This is a genomic window from Brenneria izadpanahii (genome assembly GCF_017569925.1).
In the GTDB taxonomy this organism is placed as follows: domain Bacteria; phylum Pseudomonadota; class Gammaproteobacteria; order Enterobacterales; family Enterobacteriaceae; genus Brenneria; species Brenneria izadpanahii.
In genome coordinates this window covers 1477474-1496387 of sequence record NZ_CP050854.1, presented here as the reverse complement: position 1 = coordinate 1496387, position 18914 = coordinate 1477474, and the positions used below count along the sequence as shown (strand labels likewise).

Here is an 18914-nt window from a genome sequence, read left to right as displayed (position 1 = left end):
TCTTTTTGTTTATTTTGGATTTATTTTTTAATACTGATTTAATGGAATAGCGAAAATTCATATTTTGACTGATTTTGTATCTTTTTTTATACAAAAGTGTCAGAGAGCGGTTGACAAGACCTGGCTTTAGTTTTAGAAAGTGAAGTTTTCCAAATCTATACTCAACAGATATCAGGCTACAGGCGGATATTTCGTTTCCCCGTTTCCGTTACTTAACTCGCGTGGCGAGTAGCGGAATGGAAGGGAAACCAAAACCACGGTAGCTCATCTGATGAATATAGCCGGATGATGCTAATCAAAGGTGGCAGCGATGGATTTTACAAACGTATATCATGCATTTACTGAAAGTCTCGACGGGACTGACAGCTACGTTTCCCTGCGGAAGGATTTAGACGATTTGATCAGCAGCGATCCCGATAATGCGGTGTCTTATTACATCCTGCGCGGCCTGGCCGACAGTTATGTCACGCTCTACGCCGACCAGGCGATCACGCCTGATTTCGCGTCCAGAGCCAAAAAGGAAATGACGCAGCTTCTGGATATCGTTAAAGACATTTTGTCTGGCGATAACGTAACGGCGGAACAACGTTACCATGCAATTAACCGGTTGGTCGTCACCTACTGGTCTGGCAAAAAACACTTCTAAAACGCCCCGGTCAGGTTCGGCGTCACGATACCTGACCCGCCGCGCCTCATCAGCCTGCCAGGGTGTTTTCACCGTCTATCGTATCAAAAATGAAACAACTTTCGTTTTCAGCGTCTAATACCATCGCCGTTTCACTTCTTTAGCCTAGTCAATGTGGTAACCAAATTAGTGCAGTACGCCGTATTGCGCACCAATTTGGTGCCAGTCGAGTGTTATTTTAGTGCAACCTCTGCCACTAATAACCTTTCCCCATAGCGGCGGGCTTGTCGAATCTTATTAATTTTCGTGCGGAACAACTTCATTTAAAAGCACAAAAATAGTTACATATCAATCAATTAAGAACACACCCCATCGACTCGGCATAATAATGCGCCCCCATTCCAGAGATAACTTTAAGATAAAATTTTGGCACCATTATTGCTTAATGTTTTGTATCAAAATTGATACTTCCATTGCTCACACTCACTAAAGCAACGAGCATTACAACATAATTTAACTTTGACATTTACATTGCGAACACCAGGAGCGAACCCATGGACCCAACCTGTCCTAATAAAATGTCCTCTGCGACACCTCAATACGAGGAAAAACAAGTTGTTGATAGTTATAGTTGGAAGGCGCTGGCCGGATCGGCGATAGGCTATGCCATGGATGGTTTCGATCTGCTGATCCTTGGGTTCATGCTGACCGCCATCTCAACCGATCTTAACCTGACATCGGGTCAGGCCGGATCGCTGGTCACCTGGACGCTGATCGGCGCGGTGATCGGCGGCCTTATTTTTGGGGCGTTGAGCGACCGCTTTGGCCGTATCCGCGTACTGACCTGGACCATCGTGCTTTTTGCCGTGTTTACCGGCCTGTGCGCCTTTGCCCAGGGATACTGGGATTTACTGCTATATCGCACGATCGCCGGTATCGGTCTGGGCGGCGAATTTGGTATCGGCATGGCGCTGGCCGCCGAAGCATGGCCGGCCCGTCATCGCGCACGCGCCTCTTCTTATGTCGCACTGGGTTGGCAGACCGGCGTATTGGCCGCCGCCATACTGACGCCGCTTCTTCTACCGCATATCGGCTGGCGCGGCATGTTTATTGTCGGCGTGATCCCGGCGTTTGTCGCCTGGTTCATCCGCCATCGTCTGCATGAGCCAGAGGTGTTCGTCCGTAAGGCCACAAAAAGAAAACCGGCGCTGGAGTCGTTCAAACTGCTGGTCAAGGACAAGGCGGCCAGCAAAGTCAGCGCAGGGATTATCATCCTGACTTCCGTACAGAATTTCGGCTATTACGGCATCATGATCTGGATGCCAAGCTTTCTCGCCAAAACGCTGGGATTCAACCTGACCAAATCAGCCATGTGGACGTCTGTCACCATCATGGGGATGATTGTCGGTATTTGGGTCTTCGGGCAATTGGCCGATCGCATCGGACGAAAACCCAGTTTTCTACTGTTTCAGAGCGGCGCGCTGATCATGGTTCTGACCTATTCGCAGCTATCCGATCCAGTCGCCATGCTATGGGCCGGCGCGCTGCTAGGAATGTTTGTCAACGGAATGATGGGAGGGTACGGCGCGCTGATGTCCGAAGCCTACCCAACCGAGGCCCGAGCCACCGCCCAAAACGTGCTATTCAACATCGGCCGCGCCGTTGGCGGTTTCGGCCCGGTGGTTATCGGCGCAATAATCAGCCTGTATTCATTCCAGGTGGCCATTGCCTTACTGGCGGCGATTTACGTCCTTGATATCCTGGCGACCCTGTTCCTGGTGCCGGAACTAAAAGGCAAAAAACTCGACTGATTCCGTTAAGTCGGCGAAGAGGCCAGGCAGTGATTCACTCCCTGTCGGCCTCTTCTTAATCCCCCTCAACAGCCGCGAACGTCGTTAACTTCTCCAGTTACGGACGCATTTCGTCACGATAGCCATTTTTTTATGCTGAACGATTGACCTGACCTGATGCTTGTGCATAAATAATTAATAGCGAATGTTCGCTTCCACAGGAGATTTTCCGGTAATGTCTACGCTTACCCACAAACGACGAATATCCATGCGGCCACGACGAAGTGGTACGCGTATTGCTCGTGCCGTGTTACTTATCAGTTTTATCATTCTTTTAGGCCGCTTCACTTACTCCACCATCAGCGCGATTGCTTACCATCAGGACAAACAGCAACAGCGTATCGAACAATCTTTTACTATCTCTGATGTGCTCATCAATAAGAAAGAATAGCGTTTACCGTTAATTAACGGCGGGTTTAGACCGCATTCGCAAATGTAACTCCATCATCCGGCATCTTGTCATGTCACGCTTCGTCATGCGCGTTTTCCGCCGCCGGTAATTCATGCCTTCCAATATTTAGCGGCATTAATCGTAAACCGGTCTATTCTTAATTTACTGATTTTGCGCTATGTTTAGCACATGCCTGTCTCCGTGAATAAAACAAACGCCGCCCATCCGCGACAGTTCGAGAATAATAAATCAGACGGAAAACGGGTGCGTTATACCTTGAATAATTCGAGTTGCCGGAAGGCTTTTTCGCCGCCGATCCCCAGTTGCTTGCCTGGGTAAATAAAAACAACACATCCGCGACTTAAAATATGACGGGTATCTCAGTGCTATAGACACATCAGAAATGAAACCGTACCGAGCATAAAAACCCATGTCGAATACAAAAAAAGTTTCCGCCTTGCGGCGCCGTATTTCTCTTTTACTTTTAGAAAACAGTGATTTGGTTGATGACATTCTCAACCGGCGCAACAATGACTCCGCCACAGACAATAAAGTCTTACTCGACCAGACGGCCGAAATATGCCAGTCAATCACCGGGCTGCACGCCGCCGACCTGGCGGACCTATTGGAATCGCTGCCCTATGATGAGCGTCTGGCGCTCTGGCGGCTGATTCCCATTGAGCGGCGTGGGCGCGTGCTGATCGAAGTCTCTGACAGCATTTCAGACGATCTCATCAGCGATATGCGGAATAAAGACATTCTGAAAGCGGTCCGCGTGCTGGATATCGATGAACAGGCCCATCTGGCGCGCATTCTTCCCCGAAGTCTACTGGGACGAATACTCACCTCGCTGGAGCCGAAACAGCGCGCGCAATTACGCGGAGCGATCAATTATGACGAAGAGTGCGTCGGCCACATCATGGACTTCAAGCTGATCACCATACGTCCTGATGTTACCCTTGCCGTCGTTCAACGTTATCTGCGCTATCGAAAAGTCATCCCGGACTCCACCGATAAGCTGTTCGTCACCGATCGCAAAAATGCGCTGATTGGCGAGCTATCGCTGGCTAATATACTGCTGAATGCGCCGGAAACGCCGGTATCCGCCATTATGGATAAGCAACTGACCAAGTTTCAGCCGGAAGACCAGGTAGCCGACGCTGCGGGGGCGTTTGAACGGTATAACCTGATCTCCGCCCCGGTGGTGGATAGCAAGGGCAAGCTCATGGGGCGTCTGACGGTGGAAGATATCGTGGATGTCGTTAATAAAGAGAGCGACAGTAACCTGCGCCGTTCCGGCGGGTTAACCCCCTCCGAAGATGTCTATGCGCCAGTCTACAAAGCGGTGCGTAATCGCTGGACCTGGCTGGCCATCAACCTGTGTACCGCGATGGTGGCTTCGCGGGTGATCGGCCTGTTTGAAAACACGCTGTCGCACCTGGTGGCGCTGGCGACCCTGATGCCGATCGTAGCGGGGATCGGCGGCAACACCGGCAATCAGACCATCACCATGATCGTTCGCGCGCTGGCGCTGCATCAGTTGGATCATGGCAGGAAGTCTTATCTGTTGCTGAAAGAATTGGGCGTGGCGGTGGTCAACGGCGTGATCTGGGGCGGCGTTATGGGCGTGGTCACCTTCGCGCTTTATGGCAGCCTCAAAATGGGCGGCGTGATGATGCTGGCCATTCTGCTCAATCTGCTGCTGGCCGCGCTGATGGGCGTGCTGATCCCATTGATTATGGACAAATTCGGGCGCGATCCCGCCATTGGCTCCAGCGTGATGATTACGGCGATTACCGATACCGGAGGTTTTTTCATCTTCCTGGGATTGGCGACGCTGTTTCTGTTGCCCTAGCCGGCTGGTTTAGCCGCCCGTCGACGGGCGGCGGCCATCAATCGGTCAATGGCCCCGCGCCATTAGAGGGCCGACAGAGATAGATTGAAGGCTGCAATCCCGTGCGCGCCGGGTATTCGCGTTCAAGCATCCGGCAAACGCCGCCGGTCAATGCGGAAGGCGCCAGCGATACCACACAGCCGCCAAAACCTCCGCCCGTCATTCTGGCTCCCCCCTGATCGCCGACATATGACTGGATCAATTCAACCAGCGTATCAATCTGGGGAACCGTGATTTCAAAGTCGTCACGCATGGAAATGTGCGATTCCGCCATCAGAGCAAACAAACGGCGGGCGTCCTGCTTCGCCAGCGCGTCGGCCGCTTCCAGCGTGCGGTTATTTTCCGTAATGACGTGCCGGGCGCGGCGAACGGCCAGCGCATCCAGTCCCGCCATCCTCGCCTCAAACTGTTCTAAAGAGAGATCGCGAAGCGCTTTAACGCCGCAATGACGCGCCGCCGACTCACACTGCCGGCGGCGGGTATTGTATTCGCTGTCCACCAGCCCGCGGCGCACGTTGGAATTGACAATCAGGATGTCGAATCCTGTCAACATACGCACCGCCCTTCCCTCCAGCGTTCGGCAATCGATCAATAACGCATGGCCGGCCTGCCCATGAGCCGAAATAAACTGATCCATAATGCCGCAGCTACAGCCGACAAAATCGTTCTCCGCCTGCTGACCGGTCAATGCCAGCTCCAACTGGCTGATATTAAGATGATTAAGCGTCTTGAAGGTCTGCCCGATCGCCACTTCAAGGGACGCCGATGAGCTTAGCCCCGCGCCAGACGGTACATTGCCCACGATCGCCATATCCATACCGCTAATCGGCAGGCCGCGGGCCTGCAAAAATTTTACGGTGCCCCGCGCATAGTTTGCCCAGGCGTATTGCGCATGCGGCTGGATCTCCTGGCTCAGATCAAACTCATCCAGCTGTTCGTCAAAATTTAGCGCCGCCACGCGCACCTTGTTGTCCCGCCGGACGGCCGCGACGATCACCGTCTGGTAATCAATCGCGCAGGGTAAAACAAACCCATCATTGTAATCGGTATGCTCGCCAATCAGGTTTACTCGCCCCGGCGCTTGAATCTCCGCCTGCGGCGTATAGCCAAACAGGCGTTCGAAAGCTAACCTGCCCGACTGACGCAAAAAATCGATACGGTTCATAAAACGCCCTCAAACTTGTTCACGAAAATGAATATCGCTAACGCCGCGCAGGCGTTCGGCGGCCTGCTCCGCCGTCAGGTCGCGCTGAGCCTCCGCCAACATTTCATAACCGACCATGAACTTACGCACGCTGGCCGAACGCAATAACGGCGGATAGAAGTGGGCATGCAGTTGCCAGTGCGCATTATCCGCATCATTAAACGGCGCGCCGTGCCACCCCATCGAGTACGGAAATGAACACTGAAACAGGTTATCGTAGCGGCTGGTCAATTTTTTCAGCGCCACCGCCAAATCTTCACGCTGCGGCTCGCTTAGCTGCGGCAACTGCCGCACGGCGAACTTGGGCAGCAGCAGCGTTTCAAACGGCCAGGAGGCCCAATAGGGCACCACCGCCAGCCAGAACTCGGTTTCCACCACCAAACGGCTGCCGTCCGCCTGTTCACGCCGCGCATAGTCAAGCAACAGCACGCCGCCGTAGCGTTCAAAATAAGCGCGCTGCTCCCGATCTTCGCGCAGCGCTTCATTTGGTAAGAAGTCGTTGGCCCAGACCTGTCCATGCGGATGAGGGTTGGAACAGCCCATCATCGCGCCTTTGTTTTCAAAAACCTGAACCCAGGGATAGCGCCGTCCCAGTTCCGAGGTCTGCTCACTCCAGGTATCGATCACTTTTTTCAGCGCCGATAGCGGTAATTCAGGCAGAGTTTTACTGTGATCGGGCGAGAAACAGATCACGCGGCTAACGCCCCGGGCGCTCTGTATCCGAAACAGCGGATCGTCGCCAGACGCCGCCGCCGGGGTATCTTCCAGCAAAGCAGAAAAATCATTGGTGAAAACAAAGGTGCCCTGATACTGCGGGTTAACATCGCCAGTGATGCGCTTATTCCCCGCGCACAGATAACAGTTCGGGTCATGCGGCGGCGGCGTCCGGCGATCGGGTTCGTCCTGCTGCCCTTGCCATGGACGTTTAGCCCGGTGAGGAGAAACCAGAATCCATTCGCCTCTCAACGGATTAAAGCGGCGATGCGGGTGCTCCGCGGGTGCAAATAACATAGAGATCGCTCCTCAAAACAAGATAGCCCTTTCTCACTGCGGCGATACTTGCCAGCGGCAAACGGAGTCATGCCCATGCTCGTTTGTTTGTTGTCTGAAAAATAACGGGCATAATCATGTTGATAACAGCCTGTAGCCGGCCAGCGTATTCCCGCTTACACTTTTTGTGTAACCGTTTACCCTAAATTTAAACCTCGGGATGATATTTGGAAAGCGGCGAGTTATTCTGGTCGTGACATCGATCACATAAGCGCCTTCTGCCTGCCGCAGCGGCAAGAATGAGTAGGTAACATCGGCATATTCGGCAACCTATTGTTCAGGAATCATACATGGCCACAATAAAAGACGTCGCCCGCCTGTCCGGCGTATCCGTCGCAACGGTTTCGCGCGTCATCAACGACTCGCCCAAAGCCAGCGATGCCTCGCGGAAGGCCGTACATAAGGCCATGGCTGAATTGCAGTATCATCCTAACGCCAACGCCAGAGCGCTTGCTCACCAGAGTGCGGAAACGCTGGGCCTGGTGGTGGCGGACGTTTCCGATCCTTTCTTCGGCACTATGGTGAAGTCGGTGGAACAGATCGCCCAGGCGACGGGCAATTTTTTGCTCATCGGCAATGGCTACCACAACGCCGAGCAGGAGAGAAAAGCGATTGAACAGTTGATCCGCCACCGCTGCGCCGGGCTGGTGGTTCACGCCAAAATGATTGCAGATCAGGAGTTGGCGGCATTGATGAATCATATTCCCGATATGGTGCTGATCAACCGCACGCTGCCGGGCTATGAAAGCCGCTGCGTCGCGTTGGACGATCGCTATGGCGCCTGGCTGGCCACCCGCCATCTGATTCAGGAAGGACACCGGAAGATTGGCGTTATTTGCTCGAACCACCAGATTTCCGATTCGTTCGATCGTTTACAGGGTTATATCGATGCCTTGCATGAGCACCATTTCACGGTAGATGAGCGGCTGATCGCCCGCGCCGCCCCCGATGAAGTGGGAGGCGAATCGGCCATGATCGAGCTGCTGAGCCGCGGCGGTAATATGACGGCGGTGGTGTGTTACAACGATTCCATGGCGGCGGGCGCGCTATCCGTACTTAGCGATAACAGCATCAACGTTCCTCAGGATATGTCCGTAGTGGGATTTGATGATGTGCTGATCGCCCGCTATCTGCGTCCCCGGCTGACCACGGTGCACTATCCCATTGCCGCGATGGCGACGCAGGCGGCTGAGCTGGCGCTCGCTTTGCATAAGGGGAAAACGCTGAAAGAAACCACCAATATGTTCTGTCCAACGCTGGTTCGCCGTCACTCCGTCAGTCCGCCGCCGCGCGGGAAACAACGCATTTAATGGAAACGGTTACATAGTTATTGCGCCTGCGCCAGATATTGCGCCATCTCGTCCGCCGGCACCATCCCGCCGCCGGTCGCCCAAACCAGATGCGTCGCCTGTTGCAGCGTTTCGGCGTCAATGCCCATAAAGCGCAAATATTCCGCAGCGCCGCACACCCGCAACGGCCCGGCCATACCCGCCAGCGCGGACGGTTCCAACTGAATGTTTTCGCTACTATTGAGCAGCCCAAGCAGATGGTACATTTCGCGGTCGCTCAAGGTATAAAAACCATCCAGCAGCCGTTCCATCGCCCTACCGACAAAACCGGACGCCCGCCCCACCGCCAGGCCATCGGCGGCGGTCTGATTATCAATCCCCAAATCCTGTACCGCGATCTCGTCATGCAGCCCGGTATGGACGCCCAGCAACATACAGGGCGAATGCGTTGGCTCGGCAAAAATACAGTGCGCATGGTCGCCAAACGCCAGCTTCAGGCCAAACGCCACGCCGCCGGGACCGCCGCCTACGCCGCAAGGCAGATAGACAAACAGGGGATGCTGTTTATCTACCGGCTTATCAAGCTGTTCGAACTGCCGGCGTAAACGGCTGCCGGCCACGGCGTAACCCAGAAACAGGGTACGTGAGTTTTCGTCATCAATAAAAAAGCAGTGCGGGTCCGACTCGGCCTCTTTACGTCCCTGCGCCACAGCCACGCCGTAATCCTCCGCGTACTCCACCACATTTACCCCGTTATCGCGCAGCTTTTGCTTTTTCCAGGCGCGCGCATCGGCAGACATATGAACGCTGACGCTGAACCCCAGCTTAGCGCTCATAATGCCAATCGACATGCCCAGATTGCCGGTTGATCCCACGGCGATACGGTATTGACTGAAAAACCGGCGGAACTTATCGGAGTAGAGAATGCGGTAATCATCATCCAGGCTGAGCATACCGGCATCCAGCGCCAGCTTCTCCGCGTGAGCCAGCACCTCATAGATCCCTCCGCGCGCCTTGATAGAGCCGGAAATCGGCAGATGGCTATCTTTTTTCAACCACATCTGACCGGGGATCGGCTGCCGATAGCGTTGCGTCATCGCTTGCTGCATCGCCGGAATAGCCACCACGTCGGATTCAATGATGCCCTGCGCCTCGGCGGTTTCCGGGAAAGCCACGGATAGATAGGGAGCAAAACGTTTTAACCGGGCTTGCGCGTCATCGACATCCGCAGCCGTTAGCCCGACATAAGGCAGTCCTTGTTTCAGCGAGGCGGCATTGGGATTAAACCAGGCGACGTCGTCCAGATCGATGAGGCGTTGAACCAAAGGATACTGCTTAACAAGTTTTTCAATTTCACTCTTATTCATCGCGTTTCTCTTTACTCTCACAATATCGATGGTCAGCAAACCGCGCCAAGCGCGTTGCGCCTCATTTTGGCTCTCAATTATTCCGTTAATTCCATCATCCATAACCTCCTGTTATGGCGCTTTCGTCCTTCATCATTCAACCGGAGCGTTATTTTATGCGTTTATTGATGGAAATATCGCCATTGCCCGGTGATATCAAAATAATGAATGAATAAAAATGAAGCGATAACAAGACGCAGCATTTAGTTTGCACAATAATCCAAGATATAATCACGCTTTTGCGTTCTTCATCTCATTTTTAGTGCACTCGTTACATAGAATGACCTGGAAAACTCGGCCTGCCTCATATTTGGAGCAAACATGTCTCTGTCACATATTGCACAATTTGCATTAGCATTGGTTGTCGTTGCTGTTTTGGCATTACTCATTTGCCGCGACCGTAAAAGCATCCGCATCCGGTTTATCATCCAGCTGCTGGTTGTTGAAATTCTACTTGCTTACTTTTTCCTTTACTCTGATATCGGATTAGGCGTGGTGAAAGGCTTTGCCGCCCTGTTCGATAAATTACTCGGCTTTGCCGGTCAGGGAACCGATTTTGTCTTTGGCGATATGGTCAATACTGATAAGAATCTAATCTCCTTCTTCTTTAAGGTGCTCTGCCCTATCGTATTTATCTCCGCCCTCATCGGGATTCTGCAATACATCAAAGTATTACCGATTATTATCCGGCTGATTGGCACCATACTTTCCAAAATTAACGGTATGGGCAAACTGGAATCGTTTAACGCCGTCAGCTCATTGATCCTCGGACAGTCTGAAAATTTCATCGCCTACAAAGACATTCTGGGCAAGATGTCTGAAAAACGCATGTACACCATGGCGGCAACGGCGATGTCGACCGTATCCATGTCGATCGTCGGCGCCTATATGTCGATGCTGGATTCCAAGTTCGTTGTGGCCGCGCTGGTGTTGAACATGTTCAGCACCTTTATTGTGCTGTCGCTCATCAACCCGTACAAAGTCGGCGACGAACCCGAATTGCAACTGGGCAATATCCATGAAAACCAGAGCTTTTTCGAAATGCTGGGCGAATATATTCTGGCGGGCTTTAAGGTTGCGGTTATCGTTGCCGCTATGCTGATTGGCTTCATCGCGCTGATTGCCGCCATCAACGCTATCTGTAGCGCTATTTTCGGCGTGAGCTTCCAGGATATTCTGGGATATGTGTTCTACCCGTTCGCCTGGATTATGGGCATCCCCGCCAATGAAGCCTTGCAGGTCGGCAGCATCATGGCGACCAAACTGGTTTCCAACGAATTCGTGGCCATGCTGGAACTGCAAAAGGTCGCCGGTGAACTTTCGCCGCGCAGCGTCGGCATCCTGTCGGTATTCCTGGTTTCCTTTGCGAACTTTTCATCTATCGGCATCATTGCCGGCGCGATCAAAGGGCTGAACGAACACCAGGGCAACGTGGTTTCCCGCTTTGGCCTGAAACTGGTGTACGGTTCAACGCTGGTGAGCATTCTTTCCGCCGCCATCGCCGGGCTGGTGCTGTAAACGGCCGGCTTGATTCACTAAGAGCCAGGCTATCAACGTCATGATATTGATAGCCTGGTCCTTCCTCCATCGCCCCCGGCAAGGCCAGTCACTTAGTCATATTTATATGCAAACACAGAGACCGGTATCGCTTTAGAAAGGGATGCAGCAGGCTCCCTGTTCCGCACCGGAAAGCCGCTCACGCAGCGCGCTAAACAGCTCTCTGCCGCATCCTTGATGATAAGGGGTTAAATCGTAGGGAATCGCCTCCCGCCGCGACAATTCCGCATCGTCGATCAGCAGCGAGATCTCCCCGTGCAGCCCGTCAACGCGCATCATATCGCCGGTTCGCACTTTCGCCAGCACGCCGCCATCGCAGGCTTCCGGCGTAACGTGTATCGCGGACGGCACTTTCCCGGAGGCTCCCGACAAACGGCCATCGGTCACCAGCGCGACCCGGAATCCCCTATCCATCAGCACGCCAAGCGGCGGCATCAGCTTATGCAGCTCCGGCATACCTATCGCCTTCGGCCCCTGATAACGCACCACAACGATGCAGTCCTTATCAAGCGCGCCGGCTTCAAACGCCGGGCCGACATCGTGCTGGCTATCGAACACCACCGCCGGGGCTTCAATCACCAATGATTCATCCGGCACGGCGGATGTTTTCATCACCGCGCGGCCGATATTCCCCGACAATACCTTTAATCCGCCGTGAGGCGAATAGGGCCGATCGGCCGACGCGATCACCGCAGGATCCAGAGACGCCTCCGGGCCGTTGCGCCACTGTAAGCCCTCGCGCGAAAGATACGGCTCCTGGGTATAACGCGCTAACCCCGCCCGGCCACGGTGTCCACATCCTCATGCAGCAAACCGCAGCCGAGCAATTCACGAACCAGCAGCGAGACGCCGCCGGCAGCCTGGAAGTAGTTGATATCCGCCGGGCCGTTCGGATAGATGCGGCACAACAGCGGAACCGCTTCCGACAGGCGCGAAAAATCGTCCCAGTTGATGATAATGCCCGCCGCCCGGGCGATAGCCACCAAATGCATGGTGAGATTGGTGGAACCGCCGCTGGCCAGCAGCGCCACAATCCCATTGACGATCGTCTGTTCGTTAACCAACCGGCCGACGGGCAAGTAGTTGCCGGAAACCTCGGTCATACGCACAATCTGCCGAGCCGCCGCTTCATTCAGCGCCTGGCGCAGCGGGGTGTCCGGGTGCACAAAAGAGGCGCCGGGCAAATGCAGCCCCATGACCTCCATCACCATTTGGTTCGAGTTGGCCGTTCCGTAGAACGTGCAGGTGCCGATGCCATGATAAGAAGCGGCTTCCGATTCCAGCAATGCCTGGCGGTCGATCTTGCCCTCGGCATAAAGCTGCCGGATGCGCACCTTCTCTTTATTAGGCAATCCGCTGGTCATCGGACCGGCCGGCACAAACAGCGCGGGCAGATGACCAAACGACAGCGCCGCCATCAGTAAACCGGGGACGATTTTGTCGCAAATGCCGAGGTACAGGGCGCCATCAAACATATTGTGCGCCAGCCCCACCGCCGCCGACATCGCAATGACATCCCGGCTCATTAACGACAGCTCCATGCCGTCCTGCCCCTGGGTAATGCCATCGCACATGGCGGGCACGCCCCCGGCGACCTGCCCCACGGCGCCCACGTCGCGTAAGGCCGTTCGCAATAGCTCAGGGTAGCGCTCGTAAGGCTGATGGGCGGAAAGCATGTCGTTATACGCCGTGATAATCGCAATATCGCTGCGGACCATATTCTTAAGCATGGCTTTATCATCCGGCGTACAGGCGGCAAAGCCGTGCGCCAAATTACCGCAGGCCAGACGGGAACGATGGACTTTACCGTCTCTGGCGGCGGCGATCCGATCGAGATAGGCCTGCCGCGTAGCGGCCGAGCGTGCGGCGATGCGCTGTGTAACCTGTAATACGACCGGATTCATACCGCCTCCTGCGCCTGGGTCAAACGACTAACGGTTTCCGGATCCAGGCCGGCGAAACGGGCCAGCACGCCAACCAGAAAATCGTGATCGTCCCGATGGGGAGCGCCGGAAACCACCACGCTGCCGATAATCCCGGCATTTCCGGTCTGTAACGGAAAACCGCCGCCAAAGGCGGCGTAGTCGCGCTCGTTGACGCCATAACGTTCCGCCAGCGTGGTCTGGCGAATCTGCAACATCAGATTGGCGGCGTATGAGCTCATTTCCAGCAGATCGACCACATTACGTTTGCGGCGCAGCCAATCAATATTTTCCGCCGTCGAGCCCGGCATGGCATAGCTAAACCAGGTTTGATGATTAACGGTAATGGCGATCGCCAATGACAGAGACTGGCGCTCCGCCTGATTTTTGAGCGCCTCGCCCAATGACCAGGCCAGTCGCCGATCGAAGGCCGGTAAAACAATCAGCTTTTGCTGTTGCTGACATAATTCGAATTGATACTGCGCATTCATAACCCACTCCGATTTATTATGGCGGGCGTCCTGCCCCTCCCCCTTCCGACCGCCGCAAGCGGCGATTTTTCATACCGCCCGGCCGCGGCGGTAACGCTCCCTCGCCGCGGCCGTCCGTGTCCAGCTAGGTACGCTCAACGCTGCCCAGCGGCTTTACTCCGGCTTTTTTCCCCTGACCGCCGACGGCCATATCGCAGTGTTTCGGCAACATGCAGGTAATGAGTCCGGCAATAATCAGAGAGATAGACAACACGCAAACCGCCGTCGCCTGCCCGAAGAAGTAGAGCACCACGCCCACCAGATAGGGGCCGCAGAACCCGCCGAGATTACCCAATCCGTTAATCACGCCGCGCGCCCCTCCGGCGACTTCCGGAACCGCGATACATCCGGGAATCGACCAGAAGGGGCCGGTGGCCGCTTTCAGGAAGAAGCCGCATACCACCAGCGAAATATAAGAGGCGACCGGATTGCTTCTAAAGATGACCGAGCAAATCAATCCGGCGGCGAAACAGAACAGCGACAGCATAATGAATAAGCGGCGTTTCCCGGTCTTATCCACCAGCACGGAAATGGCGTAAATCCCCAGGATGGTGGCGACGAACGGCAGAATGGCCAGTATCCCCACGGAAGCCATATTACCGCCGGTCAGGTTTTTCAAAATGGTGGGCAGCCAGAGCGTATAGCCGTAATCCCCGGTCTGATAAAAGAAGTTCAGGATAATCAGCTTCACCAATCCGTTGTTCAGGAATACGTCCTTCAGCGGCGCGTTGGTCACCGGCGCGATGTTTATACGCGCTTCGCGTTCACGGGTCAGTTCCGTCACCAGATAATCGCGCTCTTTCGCGGACAGCCATTTGGCTTCTTCCGGGCGATCGCTGATAACAAACCACCACATCACCATGATGACCGCCGAGAGCACGCCTTCCAGAATAAACAGCCAGCGCCAGTCAAGCATATTGATGATAAAACCGGACAGCGGCGCGGTGAACATTCCGCCCAACGGGGCGAACATCATCACAAATGCGTTGGCCCGGCCGATCTCCCTTTCGGGAAACCAGTTGCTGACCATCGTCAAAACCACCGGCAGCATGCCCCCTTCAGACACCCCGAGCAAAAAGCGCAGCGCCAGTAGCTGATAGTGATTAGTCACAAAACCGGTCAATATGGAGATAACGGCCCAGGCCAGCAGGGAACAGGCGATAAATTTCCTGCCGCTGCCGTGCACCGCCATTCTTCCCCCCGGGATTTGCAGGAACAGGTAGCCGATAAAGAAAATACCGCCGGCTAACCCCGCCATCTGGCTACCCATGTCTAAATCGGTTTCCATTCCTCCCGGCAGCGCTAAGCTAATATTTACGCGATCCATAAAAGAAATAATACATGCGATCATGATAGGAACAATGACACGCAACCAGCGAGCATTAGGGATCTTATTGTCCATACTTATTACGCCTTTTCAGAATAAGAGAGAACCGCCCCCTGTTAATAAATAAACAGAAGAGTTCCGCGTGCTGCATTAATTTAAAAAAATAGCGGTATTAATTCTCTGAAATCAGATTGCCTCTCATATTTCAAATTGCAGGAGTATCGATTCCCGGTATTTTGAAATTTATTGAGTGTAATTATTTAATGGCCGTCGGCGCCGGCTCGCCTTTGAAATAAGCCTGAATATTCGAAAAGACGATCTCGCTCATCCGAATACGGGTCTCTACCGTCGCGCTGGCGATATGCGGCAACAGAACCACATTTTCCATGTTGATTAATTCCTCTGGAACATTGGGCTCATCAGCAAAAACATCCAGACCGGCGCCGGCGATTTTTTTCTGTTGCAGCGCCTGAATCAGCTCTGGCTGATTCACCATGCTGCCGCGGGCGATGTTAATCAGAAAAGCGCTATCCGGCATAGCCGAGAAAATGTCGGCATTGATTAAGCCTTCGCTGCCCTTTCCCCCTGAAATGGATATCACCAGGATATCGCTCTGGGCGGCCAGCTCAGATAAATCAGCCACATACTGATACGGCAGCGACGTATCTTCCCGCAGATCGGTATAGGCGATTTTCATGTCGAAACCCGCCGTGCGGCGCGCAATGGCTCGTCCGATGTTTCCCATGCCGAAAATACCGACGCGTTTGCCCGTCACTTTCGTTCCCAGCGGCAGCCCCGCATGCAGCCATTGACCGTCACGCACGAATTTATCGGCCTGGCATAAACGGCGGGATACCGCCAGTATCAGCCCTAATGCGGTATCCGCGACATCATCGGTCAGAACGCCCGGCGTGGTGGTGACGGTAATGCCCCGTTGACGGGTATAGTCCAAATCAACGGCGTCGGTTCCCACGCCGAAAATGGCGATAATCCCCAGATTCGGCAGATGTTCCAGCACGCTGTTGGCGACGCCGATGTCACCGCGGGTAACAATGCCTTTGATATTTTTACCCTGCCGGGAGAGAAAAGCCTGCTGATCTTCTTGTTCATAGAGTTTATGAACCACGAAGTTCTCTTCCAGATTTTGCATCAGATGCGCCAAAATCGGCGCGATGACCAGAACCGCCTGAGCATCATTTTTCATTCTATAACCACCTGATATTTTGATTAAATTAATAAAAGCACTATCGGAAAGCCGCGTTATCCGCCCGCCGCCGCGTTCAACGTTAATTCCAGCGGCCGCCAACACGCTATTTCGTTTTCCTGATATGGCCTTTTTTTCGGTACGGTTATAAAACCTGTTTTTGATGGCTAATTTTGTGACGAATATCACTGCAAACCATGTTAAGAAAACATGTTACCGGTAACGTGATCGTGTCGACATTTCCCCCGGAGGATTGTTTCAATAGGTTATTTTCAGGTAAAAAAGCCTCGTCTTTCGTGCAACATTTCTTCGCCGCCCGCCAGGATGTTACGGGTAACTACACTGGTGGTAACATAGCGGCGGTAAAAATAAAAATCTTCATTTATCAATCAATTATTATAATTAATCGCCGATTTTCATTTTTTTACGCCGCGACGATAGGCGATATTCCCCTTCCTTGAACGGATAGCGGTCACGTAATCTGTAACAGCTTGCAGTAACATAATTTAAAGTGATCTCCATCACAGTTTTACCCGGCATAAAACGGTTTCATAATTCCACGTCATTTACGATGATATTTTTATTGAAAAATGCGAAATAAATAAACGTCCGATGATTCTATTTTTCGGTCTGGCGAAATTTTCCGGCGTTTTATTTATGCATAGCGAAACGAAAATATTAAATATCATTCTGAGTTTCGTAAATTCATTCAAACGGCCATCAGGAACTATTTTTATGAAAGATCTGTTTTCCCTGTCAAAAAAGAAAGTGCTTATTACAGGATCCGCACAAGGCATTGGTTTTCTGCTGGCTAAAGGTTTATCCGAATTCGGCGCGGAAATTATTATTAATGATATTACGGCCGAACGGGCGGAAAAAGCCGTCGGGCAATTACGTGATGCCGGCCATCAGGCCTATGCGGCGGCGTTTAATGTGACCGACCATGATGCCGTTCAGGAATCCATTCAGTATATCGAAGACAATATCGGCGCAATTGACGTACTGATTAATAACGCCGGGATCCAACGCCGTCATCCTTTTACCGAATTTCCGGAACAAGAGTGGGATGACGTGATTAACGTTAACCAGAAATCGGTTTTCCTGGTTTCTCAGGCCGTCTCCCGCTATATGGTCAAACGCCAGCGCGGAAAAATCATCAATATCTGCTCCATGCAGAGTGAACTGGGGCGCGACACCATCACCCCTTACGCCGCCTCCAAAGGCGCGGTAAAAATGCTGACCCGCGGAATGTGCGTGGAACTCGCCCGCTATAACATTCAGGTTAACGGCATTGCTCCCGGCTATTTCAAAACGGATATGACCAAAGCGTTGGTGGATGACAAAGCGTTTACCGATTGGTTATGCAAGCGCACGCCCGCCGCCCGCTGGGGCGATCCGGAAGAGTTAATCGGCGCCGCGGTTTACCTCTCTTCCAAAGCATCGGATTTTGTCAACGGTCACCTGCTGTTCGTTGACGGCGGCATGCTGGTCGCGGTGTGATGGCCGCCGCTCACTGACTCTGAAGAGGATATTATGTCCGGTAGATGCATTATTATCATGGGCGTGTCCGGCACGGGAAAATCCAGCGTCGGCCAAGCGTTGGCCAATCGCCTCAATGCCAAGTTCATTGATGGGGATGACCTGCACCCGCGAGCAAACATTCAAAAAATGGCCTCCGGCCAGCCGCTAAACGACGACGATCGGCAGCCCTGGCTTGAGCGTCTGAGCGACGTGGCCTATAGCCTGCAGCAAAAACACGAAACCGGTTTTCTGGTCTGTTCCGCATTGAAAAAGCGCTACCGCGATCGGCTGCGGGAAGGGAATAACGACATGACCTTCCTGTGGCTGAACGGGGACTACGACCTGGTATTAAAACGGATGAAACAGCGGGCCGGTCATTTCATGCCGGAAAGCCTGCTGAAAAGTCAGTTCGCCACGCTGGAGCCGCCCGATAAGCAGGAAACCGACGTGATACCGATCGATATCGGCACGTCATTCGACGGCGTGGTCGACCGTTGCATCGGCGCGCTGTCACAGAAAGCCGCCGCGCCGCAGTGCGCGTGAAAAGTTCCGCGCGGGAAAGAAAAAATAGCCGCCGAGACCCGGATAAACGCTAACAACAGGATTGATTATGATCGTTGACGAACTTAAAAATGCGCTGGATAACCCATGCTATCCCGACGCCATCCGCCGGACGCTGGTTGCGATTAGCAAACTGGATTTCGCCGCCCTTCCCGCCGGAGAGCAGGAGATTGAAGGCCGTGAAATCTATCTGAATCATATTATCGGCCAAACCAAACCGCTGCACGAACAGCAGCCGGAACTGCACCGTTACTATATAGACCTTCATTTTCCGATCGAAGGCCATGAATACATCGGCGCGGCGCCCGGCGTCCAGGGCCAGCGCCCCAGTATGGAGTTCGATACGGAACGGGACTATGGCTTCTATGAAGGCATCAGCAATGAAACGCTGCTGGCGTTGTCGCCCGGCGATTTCGCCTTGTTATTTCCCGGCGAACTGCACCGGCCGATGGCGACCCTGACGCAGCCCGCGCCGCTGCGCAAGCTGGTCGTCAAAATTGCCGCGCATCTACTGCGCGACTAGCTCCGCTGGCTTCGCGCCCCAAAAGAGCGACTTCCCGGCGAGGTAAAAGCCGCCGGGGAT

General features: G+C 53.6%; 15 protein-coding genes and 1 pseudogene. 9 read left to right on the top strand and 7 right to left on the bottom strand.

The window, feature by feature from the left end; translation table 11 throughout:
* The first annotated feature begins 310 nt into the window (after positions 1 to 310).
* The 4 genes from HC231_RS06650 to mgtE all read left to right on the top strand — a co-directional run bounded on the left by HC231_RS06650 (position 311) and on the right by mgtE (position 4721).
* Positions 311 to 646, top strand: coding sequence for a hypothetical protein (locus tag HC231_RS06650; RefSeq protein ID WP_208230274.1), 336 nt, complete (start codon positions 311 to 313; stop codon positions 644 to 646).
* Positions 647 to 1203: 557 nt separating this feature from the next.
* Entirely contained in the window at positions 1204 to 2436 is a 1233-nt protein-coding gene (locus HC231_RS06645; RefSeq protein ID WP_208231243.1) for an MFS transporter, read from the top strand.
* Positions 2437 to 2683: 247 nt separating this feature from the next.
* On the top strand, positions 2684 to 2866 hold the full coding sequence (locus HC231_RS06640; RefSeq protein WP_425490513.1) for a YfgG family protein: 183 nt from the start codon (positions 2684 to 2686) through the stop codon (positions 2864 to 2866).
* 430 nt (positions 2867 to 3296) lie between these two features.
* Complete coding sequence (gene mgtE / locus HC231_RS06635) at positions 3297 to 4721, top strand: magnesium transporter (protein WP_208230272.1); 1425 nt, start codon at positions 3297 to 3299, stop codon at positions 4719 to 4721.
* Positions 4722 to 4758: 37 nt separating this feature from the next.
* Here the strand turns inward: mgtE and galK are convergent, their stop codons facing one another.
* Together galK and galT are read right to left on the bottom strand one after the other, a co-directional pair.
* A complete protein-coding gene (galK, locus tag HC231_RS06630; protein WP_208230271.1) occupies positions 4759 to 5925 on the bottom strand; it encodes a galactokinase in 1167 nt (388 codons plus the stop codon).
* Between the two features lie 9 nt (positions 5926 to 5934).
* Positions 5935 to 6975: a galactose-1-phosphate uridylyltransferase gene (galT, locus tag HC231_RS06625; protein ID WP_208230270.1), complete on the bottom strand. Its 1041-nt coding sequence runs from the start codon at positions 6973 to 6975 to the stop codon at positions 5935 to 5937.
* Between the two features lie 329 nt (positions 6976 to 7304).
* Here galT and galR point away from each other — a divergent pair, with 329 nt between their 5' ends.
* A complete protein-coding gene (galR, locus tag HC231_RS06620) occupies positions 7305 to 8324 on the top strand; it encodes an HTH-type transcriptional regulator GalR (RefSeq protein ID WP_208230269.1) in 1020 nt (339 codons plus the stop codon).
* Positions 8325 to 8341: 17 nt separating this feature from the next.
* On the opposite strand, the gene dsdA is transcribed toward galR, so the two are convergent.
* Positions 8342 to 9670, bottom strand: coding sequence for a D-serine ammonia-lyase (gene dsdA / locus HC231_RS06615; protein WP_208230268.1), 1329 nt, complete (start codon positions 9668 to 9670; stop codon positions 8342 to 8344).
* A 366-nt stretch (positions 9671 to 10036) separates the two neighbouring features.
* On the opposite strand from dsdA, the gene HC231_RS06610 reads away from it, so the two are divergent.
* Positions 10037 to 11227, top strand: coding sequence for a NupC/NupG family nucleoside CNT transporter (locus HC231_RS06610; RefSeq protein ID WP_281397415.1), 1191 nt, complete (start codon positions 10037 to 10039; stop codon positions 11225 to 11227).
* A gap of 132 nt (positions 11228 to 11359) precedes the next feature.
* Here HC231_RS06610 and edd read toward each other — a convergent pair.
* The 4 genes and pseudogenes from edd to HC231_RS06590 form a co-directional block, all read right to left on the bottom strand.
* Positions 11360 to 13170 (bottom strand): annotated as a pseudogene (gene edd / locus HC231_RS06605) (phosphogluconate dehydratase).
* Complete coding sequence (locus HC231_RS06600) at positions 13167 to 13679, bottom strand: heme-degrading domain-containing protein (protein WP_208230266.1); 513 nt, start codon at positions 13677 to 13679, stop codon at positions 13167 to 13169. The pseudogene edd and the gene HC231_RS06600 overlap by 4 nt, the downstream one beginning before the upstream one ends.
* A 124-nt stretch (positions 13680 to 13803) precedes the next feature.
* Positions 13804 to 15120: an MFS transporter gene (locus HC231_RS06595; protein ID WP_208230265.1), complete on the bottom strand. Its 1317-nt coding sequence runs from the start codon at positions 15118 to 15120 to the stop codon at positions 13804 to 13806.
* Between the two features lie 181 nt (positions 15121 to 15301).
* On the bottom strand, positions 15302 to 16249 hold the full coding sequence (locus HC231_RS06590) for a 2-hydroxyacid dehydrogenase (RefSeq protein ID WP_208230264.1): 948 nt from the start codon (positions 16247 to 16249) through the stop codon (positions 15302 to 15304).
* Between the two features lie 735 nt (positions 16250 to 16984).
* On the opposite strand from HC231_RS06590, the gene idnO reads away from it, so the two are divergent.
* From idnO to HC231_RS06575, 3 genes are all read left to right on the top strand, one after another.
* The gene (gene idnO, locus HC231_RS06585) at positions 16985 to 17749 is read left to right on the top strand and encodes a gluconate 5-dehydrogenase (protein WP_208230263.1); all 765 of its coding nucleotides are present in this window, start codon (positions 16985 to 16987) and stop codon (positions 17747 to 17749) included.
* 33 nt (positions 17750 to 17782) lie between these two features.
* On the top strand, positions 17783 to 18313 hold the full coding sequence (locus HC231_RS06580; protein ID WP_208230262.1) for a gluconokinase: 531 nt from the start codon (positions 17783 to 17785) through the stop codon (positions 18311 to 18313).
* Positions 18314 to 18380: 67 nt separating this feature from the next.
* Positions 18381 to 18854 carry a NanQ anomerase/TabA/YiaL family protein gene (locus HC231_RS06575; RefSeq protein ID WP_208230261.1) on the top strand — a complete coding sequence of 158 codons (474 nt, stop codon included), beginning with the start codon at positions 18381 to 18383 and terminating at the stop codon, positions 18852 to 18854.
* The last annotated feature ends 60 nt before the right edge of the window (positions 18855 to 18914 follow it).

Coding starts and splice junctions, on each gene's coding strand:
- idnO (WP_208230263.1), top strand. CDS start 16,985: ATGAAAGATCTGTTTTCCCTGTCAAAAAAGAAAGTGCTTATTACAGGA.
- dsdA (WP_208230268.1), bottom strand. CDS start 9,670: ATGAATAAGAGTGAAATTGAAAAACTTGTTAAGCAGTATCCTTTGGTT.
- HC231_RS06590 (WP_208230264.1), bottom strand. CDS start 16,249: ATGAAAAATGATGCTCAGGCGGTTCTGGTCATCGCGCCGATTTTGGCG.
- galK (WP_208230271.1), bottom strand. CDS start 5,925: ATGAACCGTATCGATTTTTTGCGTCAGTCGGGCAGGTTAGCTTTCGAA.
- HC231_RS06645 (WP_208231243.1), top strand. CDS start 1,204: ATGTCCTCTGCGACACCTCAATACGAGGAAAAACAAGTTGTTGATAGT.
- HC231_RS06575 (WP_208230261.1), top strand. CDS start 18,381: ATGATCGTTGACGAACTTAAAAATGCGCTGGATAACCCATGCTATCCC.
- HC231_RS06640 (WP_425490513.1), top strand. CDS start 2,684: ATGCGGCCACGACGAAGTGGTACGCGTATTGCTCGTGCCGTGTTACTT.
- galR (WP_208230269.1), top strand. CDS start 7,305: ATGGCCACAATAAAAGACGTCGCCCGCCTGTCCGGCGTATCCGTCGCA.
- HC231_RS06580 (WP_208230262.1), top strand. CDS start 17,783: ATGTCCGGTAGATGCATTATTATCATGGGCGTGTCCGGCACGGGAAAA.
- mgtE (WP_208230272.1), top strand. CDS start 3,297: ATGTCGAATACAAAAAAAGTTTCCGCCTTGCGGCGCCGTATTTCTCTT.
- galT (WP_208230270.1), bottom strand. CDS start 6,975: ATGTTATTTGCACCCGCGGAGCACCCGCATCGCCGCTTTAATCCGTTG.
- HC231_RS06650 (WP_208230274.1), top strand. CDS start 311: ATGGATTTTACAAACGTATATCATGCATTTACTGAAAGTCTCGACGGG.
- HC231_RS06600 (WP_208230266.1), bottom strand. CDS start 13,679: ATGAATGCGCAGTATCAATTCGAATTATGTCAGCAACAGCAAAAGCTG.
- HC231_RS06595 (WP_208230265.1), bottom strand. CDS start 15,120: ATGGACAATAAGATCCCTAATGCTCGCTGGTTGCGTGTCATTGTTCCT.